The sequence below is a fragment of the Bacillus sp. JKS001846 genome (assembly GCF_900176455.1).
GTDB classification, from domain to species: domain Bacteria; phylum Bacillota; class Bacilli; order Bacillales; family Bacillaceae_G; genus Bacillus_A; species Bacillus_A cereus.
This window is the reverse complement of sequence record NZ_FWYG01000001.1, coordinates 1,498,044-1,516,756: the sequence shown is the minus strand read 5'-3', so window position 1 is coordinate 1,516,756 and position 18,713 is coordinate 1,498,044. Positions and strand designations below refer to the sequence as shown.

The following is an 18,713-nucleotide window of genomic DNA, read 5'->3' as shown; positions in this document are numbered from 1 at the left end:
GTTCAACTCCTTTCCTCATCGTTAATATACTAATTTTAATATACGTTTTTAGGAGGTGTCCCTTATGAACGGTCGTTCGTTTACTTTCGCTATATTTGTGCTTATTATCGGATTGGCAATATTCGGCCTTGTTTCATCTGTTATTACAGATCCCATGGGTGTATTAAGAAATATCGGGTACATGTTACTTGTTGTTGGTATCTTTTACTTGCTATACAAGATGTTTACAAATTCCAGTGGTTCTGCAAATTCACAAAGCTCATATAAGCGTGCGGCAAAACAATCGAACCGCAAACATGGGAAACAAAATGTAGCACCCCTAGGCAATTCTTTCTTTAAGTCAAATACTTCTAATGACAAAAGTAAAAAAGGGAATTCTTCCACTTTGAAACGAAAAAGAAAACAGTCTCATTTAACTGTCATTGAAGGCAAAAAAAGCAAAAAGAAAGACCGTGCTTCCTTTTAGGAAATACGGTCTTTTTTTATACTTTGAAGCACTTCTTTTAAACTTTTCTCTCTCATACTTTCAATTCGAAGATGATGATTTTCAAATGGTAAATTCCGTGTCACATCATTAGGTACAACAACGCACGTTAATCCCGCTGCAACTGCTGCTCTCAATCCATTTAATGAATCTTCAAATACAACAGCTTCAGACGGCTTAATTCCTAATTCTTCTATTGCAACTCGATAAAGAGCTGGATCTGGTTTTACCTTCTCAACATCTTCTCTCGTTTTAATTACTTCAAAATATTCTCGAATCTGTAGCTCTTCTAAAAAATGAATAACCCATTCTCTAGAAGAACTAGAAGCTAGTGCGATTTTTAATCCCATTTCTTTCGCTTCTTCTAAATATTCTTTTACCCCGTCACGAGCTTCTGGTATTCTCATTTTCTCTTTATGTAAAGTTGCCACTTTTTCTTTTAATGCACTTTTGTTAAACTTCTCTTTTAATTGATCATTTAAATATGTATAAAGTACCTCATCTGTTGTTCCAATGCATTTCGCAAATTCCTCTAAAGGTAGTTCCCCGCCGTATTCACGAACAGCATCTCTGAAAGAGTGAAACCATATCGTTTCTGTGTCCACAATTAATCCATCAAAATCAAAAATAATTGCTTTCATAATTCTCCCATCCTTTTCGAATTGAAATAAAAAAGGAAACGCCATACGTTCCCCTTAATTACTTTTCTCTTCATTTGCTCTTTGAACACCACGAAGTGTTTCCACTCGGACTGCATCTTGTTCAAAGTATTCCACTAAATCACCAATGCGATCAATTGCTTCCCAACTTAAATGATGTTCAATTCCTTCTACATCATTGTAAATTTTACTTTCATCCACACCGATAATACGCATAAATTGCTCTAGCAAGTCATGACGATATACGAGACGTTCTCCGATTTTTTTACCTTTTGTTGTTAATACAAGCCCTCTATATTTTTCATAAATTAGATATTCATCTTTGTCTAATTTTTGCACCATTTTTGTTACAGAGGATGGATGTACACTAAGCGCTTCAGCAATATCAGATACGCGGGCGTAACCCTTTTCATCAATCAACAAATAAATTTGTTCAATATAATCTTCCATACTAGGGGTAGGCATCGGTTTCCTCCATCCAAGTTCATTTTGCTTATTCCGTACGAAGCAATCAATAAAATGATACACCAGAAAGAATAACGTGACAAGTTGAAAACGAGCCTAAATATATAAAACAAAAAAGAATCTGTATTTGCATACAGACTCCCCTTAAGTAAAATATTGTATTTCTGCATTAAGAAAAAACTCATTTCTATAACCTCTTATCGTTTCTTTTAATACTGCTGCATCATCTTTTTTATATACATATTTTCCGATGGTTTCGGAAAACAATGCTGAATCAATTCAAACGTTAAATTTGGTATCGTCATATCTTTGTCGCTCAAATAGTTTACGGTATCCTTCTTCCCATTCTTCATGCATTTAAATTGGCGCAACTATAAAACCAAGTGGATATTCAAGTGCCTTTCGTTTAAAGTAAACGAGCTTTGACATAAACGGTCTCATATAATTTTCGCCCTCTCGTTAGTATGGGGGACATTAAAGTTTTCCACCCCCAGTAACTTGCATTGCAAGTTACTGAATGTTATAATTTGGATACCAGCTACCTTGCAACGCAAGTTACCTGAATAAAAGGTGGTGAAATCATGCACAGCCAAATGTTAAAAGGCGTGCTCGAAGGGTGCATCCTATACATCATTTCACAAGAAGAAGTGTACGGATATGAACTGAGTACAAAATTAAATAAACACGGATTTACATTTGTAAGCGAAGGAAGCATATATCCATTATTGTTACGTATGCAAAAAGAAAAATTGATCGAAGGCACATTAAAAGCTTCCTCACTCGGTCCGAAGCGAAAATATTATCACGTAACCGATAAAGGATTAGAACAGCTTGAAGAATTTAAACAAAGCTGGGGGATGGTTTCAACGACCGTAAACAATTTATTACAAGGAGAGTGATGGGGATGAAGGCGAAAGATTTAATCGAATTAAATAACCAAAAGCGTAAATTATTAACTACAGAAAATGAAATCGCCTATAGTGACATGTTAATATACATCCGCTTAGCTAAAGTGCCAGAATACCACGCAGAAGAACTGCTAATTGAAATTCTAGATCACCTTATTGAAGCCCAACAAGAAGAAAAAAATGCTTATGATATTTTTGGAGACGACTTACAGGCGTACTGTGACGAGTTAATTGCCGCCCTACCGAAGCAAAGTTTATGGGAACAATTATCAATTCCTTTATTTATAACTTGTTACCTGCTAGCAATATACTTTGCTATTTCGTCCGTGATTGCATTTGTATTACCCTTATTTGCAGATAAAGCACGTTTTAAATTTGTACACATTGATTTCATTTATCTGCTTGTATTTACATTATCCGTACATCTTATGATACGTTTTGTCTTCGATTTTATTAACACTGATTTATTTAAAAATAAAACAACTATTTGGAGGCATATAGGAAGCTTTTTAATACGTCATAGCCTATGGATGCTATTAATCGGTATTTCCTTTTTATTTATAAAAAATCCCTATACTACATTACAAGTTTCACCTTGGACCGGTACTTTGCTTGCCATCTCTTGCTATGTACTATATAAACTTTTCTTCAAAAAAGAATACTTGGACTTTAAAAAGGAGTGACGAGGTCATGACTGAAAAAGAAATGGTTCAGTTAAACAATAAAAAAAGAAAGTTATTAACACCTGAAAACGAAGCTGCTTATGGTGATATGCTTATTTATTTACGCCTTACTAGCGTTCCACAAAAACAAATGGAAGAATTACTTTTAGAAATATTGGATCATCTTTTAGAAGCGCAAGAAGACGGTAAAACTGCGCATGATATTTTCGGAGAGGATTTAAAAGCTTACTGCGATGAATTAATTAACTCTTCGGAACATCAAAATTCTTTCCAACAAGCTGCCGTTATTGGGTTTGCAGTTAGTTTATTATTAGCTGTTCAAATTGGATACGATACATTCACTACTCTTATGCAAAAACTATTTTCAAATACAAACACTTCAGGAATTCCATTTAGTATTCCCGGAACAATATTATCTGCTATTGTTTTAACAATTGGTGCTTTCATAACTTTTTCTTTATTTAGACGTTTCTCTTTTACAATATTAGTTTCCTGGAAACAAAAAGCACTTCTCTTATTATCGGTATTTATACCTTTTGTCTTATCAGTTTTTGCAAACGTATTTTTCAAAACAAAACCATACTTATTTTATAACTTGTCTATTTTGCAAGGTGCTCTTATTACACTTTCTTTTTATATTTTGTACAAATTTTTATATAAAACATCTAAATTTTAACAGCCCTTCAAAAGGCTGTTTTTTCTTCTGTCTAATTTTACAAATTGAAAAATTTCATAAAGAAAATAAGAAAAATGCAAAATAATTAAAGTTAATTGTTGACGTGATGCTTTTATTATCGGTATCATAAATCTTCGTGAGCAATTATTTTTCGTTATACGATTTTTTTATTATTACTGAATTTTTGAGAGGAGAAATTAGATGTCAGTTAAGAAGAAAACGCAAGTACGCACCGGCAAAATGGTACGTGAACTAATGTTAGCAGACGAAGATGTAAATGCTTCGCTAATTATGGTATATAGTGAAAACGGTGTAAACGCAGAAATTAAAATCGAGGGCTTAACGCCGAAATGTAACGAAGAATTATTTTTGAGCGGAAACGTGGATTGGAACAAGAGTGTTATTTATAAAATTGTTGATTTCACTGGAAACGCTGAAGTTGGTAAAGTTACATTAACAGCGATGAACAAAAACAATGTTTCTCTAGAAATTGAACGCGTTATGTGGAGTAAAGAAAATAAAGAAGCTGCCGAGCAAGAAGAAACACAGGTAGAAGCAGCACCGAAAAAAGAAGTAGTTGTAGAAGCTCCAAAAGCAATTACGCCTGCTCCTAAGCCTGTTACGCGTGTGGAAACACCTGCTATGGCACCTAAGCCTACTCCGGTACCGACACCGAAGCCAGTAAGCGTAGAAGCAGCTGTAGAACTAGTTACTCCAGCGCCTGTGAAAAAAGCAGTCCCTACTCCAGTTACAAAGCAAGAGACAGCACCGGTTGCTCCTGCAAAACCGAAGCAGCCTGCTTTGACTGAAACAAATTCAAAACTACAAGAAAATTATGTTAAACTCGTGAAAAAGACAATTGAAGTTTGTCAAGATTACGAGCTTGGCATCGACATAGATGATTCTATTGAAAGCTTAAAAGAAGAACTACAAAGCCAAGGTATTAGCGTTACATTTGACAAAGAAATTATGGACGTTGTAAGTCGCCTTCGTTCTTTACAAGATAAAGGAATCAAAGTAGAAAAAGTACTTAATTTACTATAAAAAAATAAGAGGTGGCTATCGCCACCTCTTATTTTTTATAATTCCACTCATTACTTTCATACTTTTCTTTCGCTAACGTTTGAACTTCATGTAACTGTTCTTCTGTTAATTCATATGGAACAAGTTCTACATCCAATCCTTTTTCAAAGCCAACTTCAAACGCTTTAATTAACTGTTCTATCGTAAATGTACGGTCTGTTAATTCATTAATTGCTACTGCTTTAGAAGAGAACATACTCTTCATACGTTCCTTCACACGTTCATTTGGGAATAAAAATAGATCATATAGTTCATCTAAATCAATTTCTAATGGAATCGATCCATGCTGTAAAATAACACCTTTTTGACGTGTTTGAGCACTACCAGCAATTTTTCGTCCTTCCACTACAATTTCATACCAAGATGGTGCATCAAAACATACGCCTGAACGTGGATTTTTTAAATTTTCACGATCTGCTTCTGTTTTTGGAACTGCATAATATGCTTCTAACCCTAATGCCTTAAAACCATCTAATAAACCTTGCGAAATAACACGATACGCTTCTGTAACTGTTTTCGGCATATTCGGATGATCTTCAGACACAATAACACTATACGTTAGCTCTTTGTCATGTAGTACACCCCTGCCGCCTGTTTGACGACGAACGAATCCATATTTCTTTTCGTTAACTACATCCATATTAATATCTTTTTCAACACGTTGAAAATACCCAACTGTTAATGTTGGTACTTCCCATTCATAAAAACGAATTGTTGGTGGCATTTTCTTTTCACTTTGCCAATTTAATAAACATTCATCTAACGCCATATTAAATGCCGGTGAACATTGACCAGAGTTAATATAACACCATTTTTCTTTTCCCATCCTGCACCTCATATAACCAATTATTTTTCACATTCTCTAGTCTACCAAATTCGACAAAATTTGTGAAAGAATACGAAATTTCTTCTTATATGCAAATGAATCTGTTGCATAAATACATAAGGGCATTATAATATTGAAAGTAGGATAAGAAAAAAGGGAGCGATAGAATCGTGTCAACAACTTGGATTATTTTATTAGCCGTAATCGTAGCATTTATCGGCTACACTGTATGGATGTACTTCTATCAGAAAAAATTAATTAAAACTCTTACAGAAGAAGAATTTCGCGCTGGCTACCGTAAAGCACAGCTTATCGATATTCGTGAAGCAGACGAATATAACGCAGGGCATATTTTAGGTGCACGTAACATTCCGTTATCACAAATTCGCCTTCGCCATAAAGAACTTCGTCAAGATCAACCTGTTTACTTATATTGCCAAAGCGGATTCCGTACAGGTCGTGCAGCGCAATACTTAAAAAAACAAGGCTACAAAGATTTCTACCAATTACAAGGTGGATTTAAATCTTGGACAGGCAAAATTAAAAAGAAATAATAACATACAAAAAACTAGCTGAATAAATCAGCTAGTTTTTTCATTTCATCTTATTCGCAATGTATAATAAATTCTGCTTGATTACCTTTTCATCGTTCTCTTCTACATTCCGATACAGCAGTTGATATTCAATTCCTTTCTCTTTCCATATAAGCGTAGCAAATTCGTCACCACGTTCATAATCATCTTTATTTTTAAAATAAGCAGACGTTCCATTATTCAGTTTCATTTGTTCTTGAAATCGCTTCTCTTCCACAAGATCCGGAAAACTATAGGGAAAGTTCGCGACATTTAACTCAATATACTCATTTCTACCTGACTCCTTCTGTTTATATTTAATCGTTAAGACAGTGTTCTTTTTCCCAAGCGTTCTTACTTCCCCCTTCACATCACTTGTAATGTCGTACGGTAAAAACGTTGGAACTTTAAACTTCACCGGAAAATATTTTGGAAGTTCCTTTAGCGGAATAGGATCCGTAACACGATCCATGGCTCCTCCTGTTGTTCCCACAAAGTGTTTTTCTTCTTGCATCGTTTGCTGAAACGAACACGAACTAAGCATGAAACTAGAAAACACGAAACAAATGATTCTTTTTTTCAATTTGTTTCCGCCCTTTCATACCGCTCTCTTAACGAACGAAGCGTTGATATTCTCTTCATATTCGCTTTGTCACCAAACTCCACCTTTGAAAACTTTCCACGTTATTCTCACACATTTTGACAACACTTTTTGCAAACAAAAAAGACCCCTATCATTCTTACGCCCAAGTGAAAAGGTTACGCGAATAAAAAGAAGTCTTATTAATACCATAGTTTGTGAAAAGCTTTTCAGGTCAAGATTTTTTCTTTCTTATTATTTTCCCTTTATAATAAGGGAAAGAGGTGATACATATGGCCAATATAAAACAAATTGCTAAAACTGCTGGTGTATCGATATCAACTGTTTCTCGTGTCCTGAATAATCACCCTTACGTAAAAGAAGAAAAGCGTAAGCGTGTTCTAGATGCTGTTGAAGAATTAAACTACGCAAAAAATATAAATGCTGTCCATTTAATAAGAGGGAAAACATATACAATTGGCGTTATGCTTCCTTTCATTAACCTCCCCTACTTCAGTACGATTATTGAAGGAATCGGAAACGAAGCGTTAGCTGCCGGATATCACATTAATTTATGTCAAACGAATTACGATAGCATTGAAGAAATTCGTGTTCTTGAAATGATGAAAATGAAACAATTTGATGGGATGATTATTTGCTCCCGAACGAGCTCTTGGGAACAAATCGAACCTTTTGCAAAATTTGCCCCTATTATTTCATGTGAAAAAATGAAGCATCCCCTCATTTCATCCATCTACGTAGATCATTATGAAGGTTTCCGTCTCGGTACTGCCTATTTACTAAGTAGAGGCCATGAAAAAATCGGAATTTGTTTAGCAAGAAAAACAAGTGTAAATTCCATGGAGCGCGAAAAAGCGTTCGCCGATACACTTCGTAACGAAGGGAAAACGTTGCATCCTGAATGGATTTTCCACCAATGCTATACAATGCAGGACGGAGCACAAATACTCCATCATATTTTAAATATGAAAAATCGTCCAACTGCTATTTTCACAGCGAACGATCAAGTTGCAGCTGGTTTATTAACAGAGGCTCGAAAACATGGTATTCGAGTACCTGAAGACCTTGCTATCCTCGGATTTGATAATCATGAAATTTCAAAGGCATTAGAAATTTCCACAATTGAACATCCCGGTCTCGCAATGGGCTCACATGCTTTTTCTTTATTCCATAAGCAGATCCAAAGCGAGCAAATTGTCGGCAGTGCAAAAGAACTTTCATTCCATTTAATTGAGCGAGAGACTGTCTAAAAAGAGCGTTACCTATAATGCTCTTTTTCAGCTCTTCACCTATTGACATTATATTTTTCATCTCATATAATGAACCTAACGAACGGTAGGTAGGGGATGAAAATGACAGCAAACCGCATTAAAGCTGTAGCACTTTCTCATTTCGCACGCTACGGCTATGAAGGAACTTCATTGGCAAATATTGCTCAAGAAGTTGGGATTAAAAAACCATCGATTTACGCACACTTTAAAGGAAAAGAAGAGCTATATTTCATATGCTTAGAATCTGCTCTTCAAAAAGATTTGCAGAGCTTCACAGGCGATATCGAAAGCTTTTCCAATTCGTCCACTGAAGAATTGCTTTTAAAATTATTAAAAGGGTATGCAAAACGATTTGGTGAAAGTGAAGAATCAATGTTTTGGTTACGAACTTCTTATTTTCCGCCTGATGCATTTCGCGAACAAATTATTAATAAAGCAAATGTACACATTGAAAACGTCGGAAAACTTTTATTCCCTGTATTTAAAAGAGCAAGCGAACAAGATGAGCTGCATAACATTGAAGTAAAAGACGCCTTAGAGGCTTTTCTATGCTTACTCGACGGTCTTATGGTTGAACTATTATACGCAGGTTTAAATCGTTTTGAGACACGTTTAGACGCTTCTTGGAAAGTATTTTGGCGCGGACTTTCAAACTGACGGATTGCCCTTTGCAATGCGTCGTTTTTAAGCCCTTTACCTAACGACTGGTAGGAAGGAGAAATGACATATGGCATGGATTTATGTAATCATCGCTGGTATTATTGAAATCTTTTGGGTGATTGGACTAAAAAAAGCAGAGGCACCACTTGAATGGGCTGGTGTTGCTCTATTAATTACAATTAGTTTCGTCTTATTATTTAGAGCTTATAAAGATTTACCTGTCGGCACTGTATACGCAGTCTTTACAGGAATCGGAGCTGGTGGAATCGTTCTTACAGAGATTTTCATCTTCGGAGAACCTTTCTCTATCGTAAAAGTTTTATTAATCGGTTTAATCTTCTTCGGAGTAATTGGTTTAAAACGAGTAACAGAAGAAAAAGAAGCGAAGGAGGCCGCATAAAATGGCTTGGGTATTTTTAATTCTAGCTGGTATTTGTGAAATTATTGGTGTACTCTTTATGAAAGTAGCCACTGAAAAGAAAGGCTGGGCACCAAAAGTTATTTTAATCGCTAACTTCGGCGTAAGCTTCTTCTTCTTATCTCTTGCGATGAACACATTACCGATGGGAACTGCTTACGCAATTTGGACTGGAATCGGAACTGCTGGAAGTGCACTTCTAGGCATTCTCATTTTCCGAGAATCAGCGGATTGGCGTCGTCTTGCTTTCTTAAGCTGCATTTTATGCGGCGCTGTTGGCTTAAAACTATTAAGCTAACGTGAGGTGAATGTCATGTGGAAAGAACAAGGAAAGAAAATATTAGCATGGATCACACTTTGTATCGTCATTCTATTACAAATAAGTTTTCATATAATAGAATCATTGTTTCATAAAGTATTATCCATTCTCACATTCCTTCCTAACATGACACTTGAAATTATATCGATTGTTTGGTCCATTATCGCCTCCATTGCAATCGTCATTATATGGAGTATCGCCAAACTATGGAATAAGTTATTTAAAAAGGACAGTACTTCTGAAAAAGAGTAACTGTCCTTTTTTATATTCATTCAGACTTTCTGTAGAAGTTAGATGTGATAAGACAAAACAGACCAATTATAACAATACTTATACCAATTCCTTTATGCAAATTAGGAAACGGTGATGGTATGTCTGAATAAAAATTTGATAACAAAAGACCTATTGACAAAAATAATACTCCTATTTCAAATAACAATTTTCGTTTCCCCATTGTTCCCCCTCCAATTTTTTTCATACATTCCTTTCTTTTGGACATACTACCCAAAAAAAGGAGTGGATAATATGCAAAATTCTATACATAAGCAAATCCTATTTTTATTTTTCCTATTTCTTATTCTCATCATCGTTTTCAGCTTTATATTACATACTCCGAAAGATGTGCCAAATAGCGTTTCTTTTTATAAACTACTGCTCTCGTATTGTCGTTATTGAAGAAGGTGCCTTTTATAGGGCACCTTTTAAAATTCTCTCTTCTCATACAATTTCACTGAAACGAAGATAGATGCTATGAGCATACATATTGAACCAATGAATAACAAGGTATTATATAATTGAATTTGTTCCAAGTTGATTTGAAACAAAGTTTCTAAAATAACAATCGGCGCCATGAATATTACTATTGTAATAAGAATAGTTTTTTTATATCCTAACCAAAAAGATATTGGTAGAACAAAGCTTAAATACACTAAAATAAAGCTAATACTAGCAAGCAATGTCGTTTCAATAAATTCAAATAGGTTAATCCCATTCTTCATTCCCATCGTGAAACAGCTGACCGTTACACTTATAAAAAGAATAATAATTGCTACTATATATTTCGCATACACAATTTGTTTTCTCAATATTGGTAAACTATTTACTATAACTTCACTCTCATTTTTACTATCTGCTTCAAATGTTTTTACTGTTGCCCCAATTGTAATAATTACTGACATAATGATGAATAAATTTTCCGTATCTGTTAAGGCCATATAAAAGAAAACAGGATACAGTATGTACCAAATTAAAAATTTCCATTGAATGATGAAATCTTTTAAAATTAGTTGCTTGATCATGTATTACACCTCCTAATATGAAAATGTCCCTTCTATAACTCTGCCTCCTGAAACATTTTCATTGAAAGGAACATGGATACGAATATACTCACTAATACTCCGATACCAAGAACACCCATTGCTTGTGTAGCCTCTTGAGAGTGAAGTACTTTTAACATAATTGTTTTATCACCAAAAATATTGCACATAAGACCAATCATACCCATTAAAGGAAAAAGCATAATCAAATTCAAGACAGTAATAACTTTATATCCCCCAATGTAATTAGTCGGTATCGTTACTGCACAATAAATCAAAGTTGCTACTATTGCTGAAAATATTGCATATCCAGGCATAACTATATCTCTGTTCAATAAAATATTCCCTAATATTACGACTATAAAAGTTACACTCAAACCAGCCATAATAAATAATGTGCTTGAAATATATTTAGCTATAATTATCTCTTTTCTCGTTATAGGCAAACTCACTAATACTTTTTCTGCTTTACTTTTCTCGTCATAATAAAAAGAAATATATATAATCGTACTACATGTTATAAATACTCCTATTGCAATCCCCATTGGTTCGACGGAATTCTTAAAAATAGATAAAATAGGGATTAAAAAGTAGAAAGGAAACATCTTCTTCTGTAAAAAAAACTCCTTCAAAATCAACTGTTGCATATGAATTCTCCTCTCTATAAATCACGCGTTTCATAAATTTTAATTGTAAGAAGCATAGAAACGATATAGACACTAGCTAGTGTGATTAATCCAACTATAAATATGCCAAAATGTAATGGATTCATAATCCAATTAATGAATGATGCCGTAACACTTTCTCCGTCACCAATAAACATTCCAACAATAACACCTATTCCAGCGGCTCCACCTGTAAATATTCCACGTACTACTTTTGATTTTGTCCCATAATAACTCGGGAATAATGCTGTAATATAAACTAAAGAATATACAGCACCTCTGACTACTACATACCAAGGAATTTCAATATACAAATTGGGATGATAAGCTCCAATATCACCAATGACAGCGATACCTCTTATAAGAAAAACAACTAGCGTAGTAGAAATCATGCCACCTACAATAAATATTACACCCGAAATATATCTAGCAATAATGATATCCTTTCGTCCAACAGGTAAACTATTTATAATAACATCACTTTTATTTTTTTCATCCATCGCTATTAGTATCATAGAAGATGATATCGTTATGAGTAAGCAACTCATTGGAAATAACAATTCACCATCTGGATCTAATCCAAAGAAAACAAGAGGCATAATAAAATACACTAACCACATAACCCGAAAAAAGAACAAATCTTTATAGATTAGCTGACGCATAGGCACCTCTCCCTTTCGCAGTGTAAACGATAATGTCATCTAATGTAGGCTTTTCTAGTACAACCTCATTTCCAAACCAATCGATAATTCCTTGTTTATCCTTCGCTAAACCTTCAAAACCAAACTTACTTTTTCGTAATCCAACAAATAGTTCTTTTCCTTCTCGATCTAATAAATCATTACTTCCTTTTACGATTACGTAGTTCTCCATTAAGTCTTCTTTTTCACCAGTAAATATAATTTCTCCATCATTGATGAACGTAACATAATCTGCAATGCGCTCTAAATCTGTTGTAATGTGCGTTGAGAATAATACGGATACTTCATCTTCCATTACAATTTCTTGCAACATATCAAGTAATTCACTTCGAACAACTGGATCTAACCCTGCTGTCGGTTCGTCCATAATAATAAACTCTGCGTGGTGCGAAAGTGCGATTGCAATCGCAAATTTCATTTTCATTCCTTTTGATAATTCTTTAATTTTTTTATACTTTGGAACTTGTAATCTATGCATATACGATTGATACTGCTCTTCGTCCCACTTTTTATATAACGGTGCAATAATACGCTTCATTTGTTCACACGTTAAATCTTCGTAATAATGATTTTCATCATATACAAAGCCGATATTTTGTTTTATTTCCTTTTCAGCTTTCTTATTGTCCTTGCCAAAAATTTTTATATCTCCGTTATCTTTTTTAATTAAATTCATAATCATTTTGATCGTCGTACTTTTCCCGGCCCCATTCGGTCCGACAAACCCCATAATATATCCGCGTGGTAACGTAAAACTTATATTTTTCACTGCGAAACCTTCATAACTTTTACAAACGTTTTTTAACTCTAACATCTCTCTCATTCCCCCTTATATAAAAACGCAATCATCTGCTGTAATTCTTCAAGTGAAAGCTGCAACGCTTTACTTTCATTCACAATCTCTTCCGCTTTACTTTCCAATAGGCGAAGCCTTTGTTCTTTTAATAGTTCATTATTTTTACGTGAAACATAAGTCCCCTTCCCAGCAACAGTTTCTATATATCCTTCTTTTTCAAGCTCCTCGTATGCACGCTTCGTTGTAATGACACTAATTTGTAATTCCTTCGCTAAGCTACGAATAGACGGTAATTGATCTCCACCCTTTAAACCGCCATTTAAAATAAGCTGGCTTAATTGTTTTCTTATTTGCACATAAATAGGGTCTTGGGAAGAATTCGAAATAATAATATTCATGTTTTCCTCCAGTTTGTGTATATACTGTGTATACCTTATATACACAGTATATACACACCATCCTATTTTTGGCAAGAAAAAAAGACCAACATTTTCCTGTTGGTCTTTCGTATATGTATCACTTTTCAAAGCGATCTAACATCTCGTCTCTCATTCCGAAACTTACTACTGCAATTCCTATATACATAAACAGAAGGAATGCCGGATGAACTGTGTTGTACCAGCTGCTGTCAACGATTAAGTAAATCGTTAATGCCACAACAAGAACAAACGCTAAGATAAACATATAAAAGTGTCTTGTACTACCCATGATAAACTCCTCTCTTCTCACTTCACCATTCAACAGTTTATTTTATCGAATAATTCGATATGACTCAAGGTTAACTTTCTGTTATGTAATCAAGTTCCACCTTTACAATGTCCTCACATGCTATTGAAATGATTGTTCCTTGTTTATCAATCGCCGTCACTTCTCTATTATCCATTACACGATTTGCTACTCTTTCTAACACTTTTCCTTGGTCTCGATAGCAAAATTCTTTTACATCTTTAATTGTTTCTCCATTTTCTAAATGGTATACCATTCTATAACATCGATATCCCAAAATTTCACCCCCGTCTTGTTCGTTTTTTCACATATACATAAAAATGAGTAATCTTTGCCTCATCACATCTTCTTAATTTCAATAAAATTCTAACAAAAATAAATACTTTTATCAAACCGACTTTTTCAACAAAACTACCTATAAAACTACACCTTTACACCATTAGGAAACAAAAAACATATTTTTTTAACATTTTCTTCACTATTTCTGCATAAAGTGAAACTCTAATCAGTGGGGATTCTTGTTCATTCCCACTGATTATTAGTTGAACCAATCGGGCATTTACGGACAGTTTATCTCCCACCTGGCTTCTTTGCACCAGCTAAGTTTTGAGTTGAGAGTTTACTGTCCGTTAATGCGGGACAAATTATCCATACAAAAAAAGAACCCGCCTCAGCGAGTTCTTCTTTTGTTATTTTAATCAAACTTGTACAGGAGCTGGCTTCGCATAACGTAAAACTGGTTTACGTGCAGCCATCGTTTCGTCTAAACGTTTAATGACTGTCGTATGCGGTGCTTCTTGTACAACTTCTGGATTTTCTTCTACTTCTTTAGCGATTTGAATCATCTTATCAATGAAACCATCTAATGTTTCTTTTGATTCTGTTTCTGTCGGCTCAATCATAATACATTCTTCCACATTTAATGGGAAGTAAATTGTTGGTGGATGATAACCGAAATCAAGCAGACGTTTTGCAATATCTAATGTACGTACACCAAGTTTCTTTTGACGACGACCTGATAATACAAATTCATGTTTACAATGTCTATCGAATGGAAGATCGTAGAATGGCGCTAATCTTCTCATCATATAGTTCGCATTTAATACCGCATACTCAGTTACTGCACGCAATCCATCTGGACCCATAGAGCGAATATACGTGTATGCACGAACGTTAATTCCGAAGTTACCATAGAATGGTTTCACACGACCAATTGCTTCTGGACGGTCGTAGTTGAAGTGATAACCATTTTCGGTTTTCTCTAAAATCGGTTTTGGTAAGTACGGAATTAAATCAGCTTTCACACCTACTGGACCAGAACCTGGGCCACCACCGCCGTGAGGACCTGTAAATGTTTTATGAAGGTTTAAATGCACAACGTCAAATCCCATATCTCCTGGACGTGCTTGGCTTAATACCGCATTTAAGTTTGCACCATCATAGTATAATTTACCGCCTGCATTATGGACGATTTCTGCCATTTCTAAAATATTTTCTTCGAATAGACCTAATGTATTAGGGTTTGTTAACATAAGTGCTGCTGTTTCTTCGTTTACAACACGTTTTAAGTCTTCTAAGTCAACAAGGCCATTTTCATTTGATTTTACTGTAATTGTTTCAAAACCAGCTACAGTTGCAGATGCTGGGTTCGTTCCGTGAGCAGAGTCAGGCACAATTACTTTCGTACGGTTAAAGTCACCATTCGCTTCATGGTATGCACGAATTAACATTAAACCTGTCCATTCTCCGTGTGCACCAGCTGCTGGTTGTAAAGTAACAGTATCCATACCTGTAATTTCAATTAAATGCTCTTGTAAGTCGTACATTAATTCCATTGCACCTTGTACTGTCTTTTCATCTTGCAACGGATGAATATTTGCAAATCCTGCGAAACGAGCTACACTCTCATTAATTTTCGGATTATATTTCATCGTACAAGATCCAAGTGGATAGAATCCAGAATCCACACCGTGGTTACGGTTTGAAAGTGCTGTATAGTGGCGCATAATATCAAGTTCAGATACTTCTGGTAGCTCTGCATCTTCTACTCGAATATAATCGCTCTCAAACACATCTTCTAGTTTCACTTCTTCTACATCTAATTTGGGTAAGCTATATCCTATGCGTCCTTCTTTACTCACTTCAAAGATAAGTGCTTGGTCTTGGTTCTTCATTGGATAGCCCCCATTTCGTTTACAAGTGTGTCAATTTCCTCTTTTGTACGAAGCTCAGTTACTGCTACAAGCATATGGTTTTCATGCTCTTTATAATCACGGCCTAGATCGTAACCACCGATAATATTCTTTTGTAATAATACATCGTTTACTTCTTTCACTGGACGTTTGCAATCTACAACAAATTCATTGAAGAATGGTCCAGCAAATGTTACTGTGAAGCCTTTCGCTTCAAATTGACGTTTTGCATATTGTGCTTTAGAAATGTTTTGACGTGCCATTTCTTTCACACCTTGTTTGCCAAGTGCCGTCATTGCAACAGAAGCTGCTAATGCATTTAACGCTTGGTTTGAACAAATGTTAGATGTCGCTTTATCACGACGAATATGCTGTTCACGTGCTTGTAACGTTAATACAAATCCACGTTTACCATCTGAATCTACAGTTTGTCCAACAAGACGTCCTGGAATTTTACGCATAAATGCTTTCGTTGTTGCAAAGTAACCACAGTGCGGTCCACCAAACTGCGTTGGAATACCGAATGGTTGTGCATCACCGATTACAATATCAGCACCAAATTTCCCTGGTGGTGTTAATGCGCCTAATGATAATGGATTTGAAGAAACGATAAATAATGATTTTTGTTGATGAACGATTTTTTCAATATCAGCTAATTTTTCAACTTGTCCGAAGAAGTTTGGATATTGAACGATTACACAAGCAACTGTATCATCTACTTCACTTTGTAATACGTCTAAATCTGTTACACCATCTTTATGATTAATTTCAACAACTTCAAGATTTTGTCCTTTTGCATACGTTTCAAGTACTGCTCTTGATTCTGGATGAACCGCGCTAGATACAAGAATTTTCTTTTTGCGAGTATGACCAGCTGCTAACATTGCCGCTTCAGCTAAAGCTGTACCCCCGTCATACATAGAAGAGTTTGCTACATCCATTCCTGTTAATTCACAAATCATTGTTTGGAATTCAAAGATTGCTTGTAATTCCCCTTGTGAAATTTCCGGTTGGTATGGTGTGTAAGCTGTATAAAATTCTGAGCGAGAAATAACATGATCTACAATTACTGGAGCATAATGATCGTATACGCCTGCTCCTAAGAAAGAAGCGTATTCTTTTAAGTTAGCATTTTTACTAGCCATTTGAGATAGCTCTTTTAAAAGCTCTGGCTCTGATTTTGCTTCTTTAATTTTTAAATCCCCTTTAAAACGAACACTCTCTGGAATATCAGAGAATAATTCATCGATCGTTTGAACGCCGATCGTTTGTAACATTTCTTTTTTGTCTTCTTCTGTCATTGGAAGATAACGATGCAACATGAAATCTACCCCTCTCCCCGTTACTTTGAACGTTTGTAAAATGGTGTTGGAACAACTACTGCTTTGACGCGTTTATTACGAATTTCAATTTCTACTTCTGTATCAACTGCTGCGTATTTTACATCAATTAGTGCTAAACCAATGCTTTTCTTTAACGTTGGAGATTGTGTACCACTCGTTACTTCCCCAATTTTTTCTTCACCAATAAATACAGGGTAATGCGTACGAGGAATTCCACGTTCGATTACTTCGATGCCGACTAATTTACGAGGCGCACCGTTTTCTTTTTGCTCTTTTAACGTTGCTTTTCCAAAGAAGTCTGCTTCTTTATTTGTTTTTACCGCAAAGCCAATTCCAGCCTCAATCGGTGTAATATCTTTTGATAATTCTTGTCCATAAAGTGGTAATGTTGCTTCGAATCGAAGTGTATCACGAGCACCTAAACCACATGCTTTTAAGCCCTCTTCTGCTCCAACTTCAAGAAGTTTCTCCCAAAGTTTTGCAGCATCTTCACTCTTACAGTAAATTTCGAATCCATCTTCACCTGTGTAACCTGTACGAGATACAAGTGCTGGAATTCCATCTACAAGAATATCATTTTTAAATTTAAAGAACTTAATTTCTTTCAAATCTTCTGACACAACTTTTTGTAAAATGCCTTCTGCTTTTGGTCCTTGAATTGCAAGCTGTGCAACTTCACTAGAAACATTGACTACTGTCGCATCGCCAATTACATGACTTGCTAACCATTCGTAATCTTTCTCGATATTTGATGCATTGATTACTAATAAATAGTCTTCTTCACCACGTTTGTAGATTAATAAATCATCTACTGTACCACCATTTTCGTAGCACATAGCTGTATATTGTGCGCCCCCTACCTTTAAGGTAGATACGTCATTTGTAACAACACGTTGTAAAAATGCTAAACTATCTACACCTTTTACTTCAACTTCTCCCATATGAGACACATCGAACAAACCTGCAGCTGTACGTACAGCTTCGTGTTCTTCTTTAATGCTTGAAAATTGAACTGGTAATTCCCAACCACCGAAGTCGATTGTTTTTCCACCATACTTCGCGTATACATCAAATAACGGTGTACGTTGTAATGTAATCATGCTCTCTCCCCCTTATGCTTTGACAAATCAATAAAAGTTGCTTCCCTTTTCTAAACATTTTCATTCTGAAAAGATAGGATATACGGAATCTCATTATATTTTTTTATGAAAGCGTAAATAAAAAATCACTTTCTTGGATAAAATACGAAAGATTCCACACATTTCACACCATTATCCTAACATCATTCGCTATATTTCATCAATATTCTAGCATAAAAAATAATTTAGAATTTTTTATGTTAAAACACA

General features: G+C 35.1%; 26 protein-coding genes and 1 pseudogene. 11 read left to right on the top strand and 16 right to left on the bottom strand.

The genetic code is table 11. The annotated features are described in order from the left end of the window. The first annotated feature begins 64 nt into the window (after positions 1-64). Positions 65-466 (top strand): SA1362 family protein, encoded by a 402-nt coding sequence (locus tag B9A45_RS08330; RefSeq protein WP_084063976.1) that lies wholly within the window; start codon positions 65-67, stop codon positions 464-466. Here the strand turns inward: B9A45_RS08330 and B9A45_RS08325 are convergent. The 3 genes and pseudogenes from B9A45_RS08325 to B9A45_RS32600 all read right to left on the bottom strand — a co-directional run. Then, entirely contained in the window at positions 463-1,125 is a 663-nt protein-coding gene (locus B9A45_RS08325; RefSeq protein WP_025966333.1) for an HAD family hydrolase, read from the bottom strand. The genes B9A45_RS08330 and B9A45_RS08325 overlap by 4 nt on opposite strands. A 54-nt stretch (positions 1,126-1,179) precedes the next feature. Continuing rightward, positions 1,180-1,608, bottom strand: coding sequence for a transcriptional regulator MntR (mntR, locus tag B9A45_RS08320; RefSeq protein WP_001143083.1), 429 nt, complete (start codon positions 1,606-1,608; stop codon positions 1,180-1,182). 144 nt (positions 1,609-1,752) lie between these two features. After that, a pseudogene (locus B9A45_RS32600) lies at positions 1,753-1,998 on the bottom strand (spore photoproduct lyase family protein); the annotation flags it as partial. Positions 1,999-2,189: 191 nt separating this feature from the next. On the opposite strand from B9A45_RS32600, the gene B9A45_RS08310 reads away from it, so the two are divergent. The 4 genes from B9A45_RS08310 to B9A45_RS08295 all read left to right on the top strand — a co-directional run bounded on the left by B9A45_RS08310 (position 2,190) and on the right by B9A45_RS08295 (position 4,919). Next, positions 2,190-2,507: a PadR family transcriptional regulator gene (locus B9A45_RS08310; RefSeq protein WP_000556083.1), complete on the top strand. Its 318-nt coding sequence runs from the start codon at positions 2,190-2,192 to the stop codon at positions 2,505-2,507. 5 nt (positions 2,508-2,512) lie between these two features. Beyond that, the gene (locus B9A45_RS08305; protein ID WP_002101316.1) at positions 2,513-3,199 is read left to right on the top strand and encodes a DUF1129 family protein; all 687 of its coding nucleotides are present in this window, start codon (positions 2,513-2,515) and stop codon (positions 3,197-3,199) included. Positions 3,200-3,206: 7 nt separating this feature from the next. Further along, positions 3,207-3,875: a DUF1048 domain-containing protein gene (locus tag B9A45_RS08300; RefSeq protein WP_000136527.1), complete on the top strand. Its 669-nt coding sequence runs from the start codon at positions 3,207-3,209 to the stop codon at positions 3,873-3,875. A 201-nt stretch (positions 3,876-4,076) separates the two neighbouring features. Next, a complete protein-coding gene (locus B9A45_RS08295) occupies positions 4,077-4,919 on the top strand; it encodes a hypothetical protein (protein ID WP_000111900.1) in 843 nt (280 codons plus the stop codon). 28 nt (positions 4,920-4,947) lie between these two features. Here B9A45_RS08295 and B9A45_RS08290 read toward each other — a convergent pair whose 3' ends face one another. Continuing rightward, positions 4,948-5,784, bottom strand: a complete 837-nt coding sequence (locus tag B9A45_RS08290; protein ID WP_000514081.1) for a lipoate--protein ligase family protein — start codon at positions 5,782-5,784, stop codon at positions 4,948-4,950. A 170-nt stretch (positions 5,785-5,954) separates the two neighbouring features. Between B9A45_RS08290 and B9A45_RS08285 the strand changes: the two genes are divergently transcribed. After that, on the top strand, positions 5,955-6,338 hold the full coding sequence (locus tag B9A45_RS08285) for a rhodanese-like domain-containing protein (RefSeq protein WP_000108653.1): 384 nt from the start codon (positions 5,955-5,957) through the stop codon (positions 6,336-6,338). Between the two features lie 40 nt (positions 6,339-6,378). Here the strand turns inward: B9A45_RS08285 and B9A45_RS08280 are convergent, their stop codons facing one another. Next, on the bottom strand, positions 6,379-6,915 hold the full coding sequence (locus B9A45_RS08280; RefSeq protein ID WP_025966335.1) for a hypothetical protein: 537 nt from the start codon (positions 6,913-6,915) through the stop codon (positions 6,379-6,381). Between the two features lie 314 nt (positions 6,916-7,229). Here B9A45_RS08280 and B9A45_RS08275 point away from each other — a divergent pair, with 314 nt between their 5' ends. The 5 genes from B9A45_RS08275 to B9A45_RS08255 all read left to right on the top strand — a co-directional run bounded on the left by B9A45_RS08275 (position 7,230) and on the right by B9A45_RS08255 (position 9,877). After that, entirely contained in the window at positions 7,230-8,207 is a 978-nt protein-coding gene (locus B9A45_RS08275; RefSeq protein WP_001273979.1) for a LacI family DNA-binding transcriptional regulator, read from the top strand. Between the two features lie 96 nt (positions 8,208-8,303). Continuing rightward, positions 8,304-8,885: a TetR/AcrR family transcriptional regulator gene (locus B9A45_RS08270; RefSeq protein ID WP_002005730.1), complete on the top strand. Its 582-nt coding sequence runs from the start codon at positions 8,304-8,306 to the stop codon at positions 8,883-8,885. Between the two features lie 70 nt (positions 8,886-8,955). Then, complete coding sequence (locus tag B9A45_RS08265) at positions 8,956-9,288, top strand: DMT family transporter (protein ID WP_000312339.1); 333 nt, start codon at positions 8,956-8,958, stop codon at positions 9,286-9,288. Between the two features lies 1 nt (position 9,289). Then, the gene (locus tag B9A45_RS08260; RefSeq protein WP_000312623.1) at positions 9,290-9,604 is read left to right on the top strand and encodes a DMT family transporter; all 315 of its coding nucleotides are present in this window, start codon (positions 9,290-9,292) and stop codon (positions 9,602-9,604) included. Between the two features lie 15 nt (positions 9,605-9,619). Continuing rightward, complete coding sequence (locus B9A45_RS08255; protein WP_000265427.1) at positions 9,620-9,877, top strand: DUF3975 family protein; 258 nt, start codon at positions 9,620-9,622, stop codon at positions 9,875-9,877. Positions 9,878-9,893: 16 nt separating this feature from the next. Here the strand turns inward: B9A45_RS08255 and B9A45_RS08250 are convergent, their stop codons facing one another. The 11 genes from B9A45_RS08250 to gcvT all read right to left on the bottom strand — a co-directional run bounded on the left by B9A45_RS08250 (position 9,894) and on the right by gcvT (position 18,464). Beyond that, positions 9,894-10,079 carry a hypothetical protein gene (locus B9A45_RS08250; protein ID WP_000518066.1) on the bottom strand — a complete coding sequence of 62 codons (186 nt, stop codon included), beginning with the start codon at positions 10,077-10,079 and terminating at the stop codon, positions 9,894-9,896. A gap of 247 nt (positions 10,080-10,326) precedes the next feature. Continuing rightward, positions 10,327-10,923 (bottom strand): ABC-2 transporter permease, encoded by a 597-nt coding sequence (locus B9A45_RS08240; RefSeq protein WP_000595346.1) that lies wholly within the window; start codon positions 10,921-10,923, stop codon positions 10,327-10,329. Between the two features lie 32 nt (positions 10,924-10,955). After that, positions 10,956-11,588 (bottom strand): ABC-2 transporter permease, encoded by a 633-nt coding sequence (locus B9A45_RS08235; protein ID WP_001186564.1) that lies wholly within the window; start codon positions 11,586-11,588, stop codon positions 10,956-10,958. Positions 11,589-11,602: 14 nt separating this feature from the next. Next, entirely contained in the window at positions 11,603-12,268 is a 666-nt protein-coding gene (locus B9A45_RS08230; protein WP_001249426.1) for an ABC-2 transporter permease, read from the bottom strand. Further along, positions 12,249-13,121, bottom strand: coding sequence for an ABC transporter ATP-binding protein (locus B9A45_RS08225; RefSeq protein WP_000891307.1), 873 nt, complete (start codon positions 13,119-13,121; stop codon positions 12,249-12,251). The genes B9A45_RS08230 and B9A45_RS08225 overlap by 20 nt, the downstream gene beginning before the upstream one ends. Positions 13,122-13,126: 5 nt before the next feature. Next, complete coding sequence (locus B9A45_RS08220) at positions 13,127-13,501, bottom strand: GntR family transcriptional regulator (RefSeq protein ID WP_001021353.1); 375 nt, start codon at positions 13,499-13,501, stop codon at positions 13,127-13,129. A 118-nt stretch (positions 13,502-13,619) separates the two neighbouring features. Further along, a complete protein-coding gene (locus B9A45_RS08215) occupies positions 13,620-13,811 on the bottom strand; it encodes a hypothetical protein (RefSeq protein ID WP_000535933.1) in 192 nt (63 codons plus the stop codon). 70 nt (positions 13,812-13,881) lie between these two features. Beyond that, entirely contained in the window at positions 13,882-14,085 is a 204-nt protein-coding gene (locus B9A45_RS08210; RefSeq protein ID WP_000262496.1) for a DUF3929 family protein, read from the bottom strand. Positions 14,086-14,527: 442 nt separating this feature from the next. Then, entirely contained in the window at positions 14,528-16,003 is a 1,476-nt protein-coding gene (gene gcvPB / locus B9A45_RS08200; RefSeq protein ID WP_000795702.1) for an aminomethyl-transferring glycine dehydrogenase subunit 2, read from the bottom strand. Beyond that, on the bottom strand, positions 16,000-17,343 hold the full coding sequence (gene gcvPA / locus B9A45_RS08195) for an aminomethyl-transferring glycine dehydrogenase subunit 1 (protein WP_047386816.1): 1,344 nt from the start codon (positions 17,341-17,343) through the stop codon (positions 16,000-16,002). The genes gcvPB and gcvPA overlap by 4 nt, the downstream gene beginning before the upstream one ends. Positions 17,344-17,363: 20 nt before the next feature. Next, entirely contained in the window at positions 17,364-18,464 is a 1,101-nt protein-coding gene (gene gcvT, locus B9A45_RS08190) for a glycine cleavage system aminomethyltransferase GcvT (RefSeq protein ID WP_000631769.1), read from the bottom strand. Between the last annotated feature and the right edge of the window lie 249 nt (positions 18,465-18,713).

What these genes read in the sequence shown, in the direction of transcription:
- B9A45_RS08330 (WP_084063976.1), top strand. Translation starts at nt 65, where the DNA reads ATGAACGGTCGTTCGTTTACTTTCGCTATATTTGTGCTTATTATCGGA.
- B9A45_RS08325 (WP_025966333.1), bottom strand. Translation starts at nt 1,125, where the DNA reads ATGAAAGCAATTATTTTTGATTTTGATGGATTAATTGTGGACACAGAA.
- mntR (WP_001143083.1), bottom strand. Translation starts at nt 1,608, where the DNA reads ATGCCTACCCCTAGTATGGAAGATTATATTGAACAAATTTATTTGTTG.
- B9A45_RS08310 (WP_000556083.1), top strand. Translation starts at nt 2,190, where the DNA reads ATGCACAGCCAAATGTTAAAAGGCGTGCTCGAAGGGTGCATCCTATAC.
- B9A45_RS08305 (WP_002101316.1), top strand. Translation starts at nt 2,513, where the DNA reads ATGAAGGCGAAAGATTTAATCGAATTAAATAACCAAAAGCGTAAATTA.
- B9A45_RS08300 (WP_000136527.1), top strand. Translation starts at nt 3,207, where the DNA reads ATGACTGAAAAAGAAATGGTTCAGTTAAACAATAAAAAAAGAAAGTTA.
- B9A45_RS08295 (WP_000111900.1), top strand. Translation starts at nt 4,077, where the DNA reads ATGTCAGTTAAGAAGAAAACGCAAGTACGCACCGGCAAAATGGTACGT.
- B9A45_RS08290 (WP_000514081.1), bottom strand. Translation starts at nt 5,784, where the DNA reads ATGGGAAAAGAAAAATGGTGTTATATTAACTCTGGTCAATGTTCACCG.
- B9A45_RS08275 (WP_001273979.1), top strand. Translation starts at nt 7,230, where the DNA reads ATGGCCAATATAAAACAAATTGCTAAAACTGCTGGTGTATCGATATCA.
- B9A45_RS08270 (WP_002005730.1), top strand. Translation starts at nt 8,304, where the DNA reads ATGAAAATGACAGCAAACCGCATTAAAGCTGTAGCACTTTCTCATTTC.
- B9A45_RS08265 (WP_000312339.1), top strand. Translation starts at nt 8,956, where the DNA reads ATGGCATGGATTTATGTAATCATCGCTGGTATTATTGAAATCTTTTGG.
- B9A45_RS08260 (WP_000312623.1), top strand. Translation starts at nt 9,290, where the DNA reads ATGGCTTGGGTATTTTTAATTCTAGCTGGTATTTGTGAAATTATTGGT.
- B9A45_RS08255 (WP_000265427.1), top strand. Translation starts at nt 9,620, where the DNA reads ATGTGGAAAGAACAAGGAAAGAAAATATTAGCATGGATCACACTTTGT.
- B9A45_RS08250 (WP_000518066.1), bottom strand. Translation starts at nt 10,079, where the DNA reads ATGGGGAAACGAAAATTGTTATTTGAAATAGGAGTATTATTTTTGTCA.
- B9A45_RS08240 (WP_000595346.1), bottom strand. Translation starts at nt 10,923, where the DNA reads ATGATCAAGCAACTAATTTTAAAAGATTTCATCATTCAATGGAAATTT.
- B9A45_RS08235 (WP_001186564.1), bottom strand. Translation starts at nt 11,588, where the DNA reads ATGCAACAGTTGATTTTGAAGGAGTTTTTTTTACAGAAGAAGATGTTT.
- B9A45_RS08230 (WP_001249426.1), bottom strand. Translation starts at nt 12,268, where the DNA reads ATGCGTCAGCTAATCTATAAAGATTTGTTCTTTTTTCGGGTTATGTGG.
- B9A45_RS08225 (WP_000891307.1), bottom strand. Translation starts at nt 13,121, where the DNA reads ATGTTAGAGTTAAAAAACGTTTGTAAAAGTTATGAAGGTTTCGCAGTG.
- B9A45_RS08220 (WP_001021353.1), bottom strand. Translation starts at nt 13,501, where the DNA reads ATGAATATTATTATTTCGAATTCTTCCCAAGACCCTATTTATGTGCAA.
- B9A45_RS08215 (WP_000535933.1), bottom strand. Translation starts at nt 13,811, where the DNA reads ATGGGTAGTACAAGACACTTTTATATGTTTATCTTAGCGTTTGTTCTT.
- B9A45_RS08210 (WP_000262496.1), bottom strand. Translation starts at nt 14,085, where the DNA reads ATGGTATACCATTTAGAAAATGGAGAAACAATTAAAGATGTAAAAGAA.
- gcvPB (WP_000795702.1), bottom strand. Translation starts at nt 16,003, where the DNA reads ATGAAGAACCAAGACCAAGCACTTATCTTTGAAGTGAGTAAAGAAGGA.
- gcvPA (WP_047386816.1), bottom strand. Translation starts at nt 17,343, where the DNA reads ATGTTGCATCGTTATCTTCCAATGACAGAAGAAGACAAAAAAGAAATG.
- gcvT (WP_000631769.1), bottom strand. Translation starts at nt 18,464, where the DNA reads ATGATTACATTACAACGTACACCGTTATTTGATGTATACGCGAAGTAT.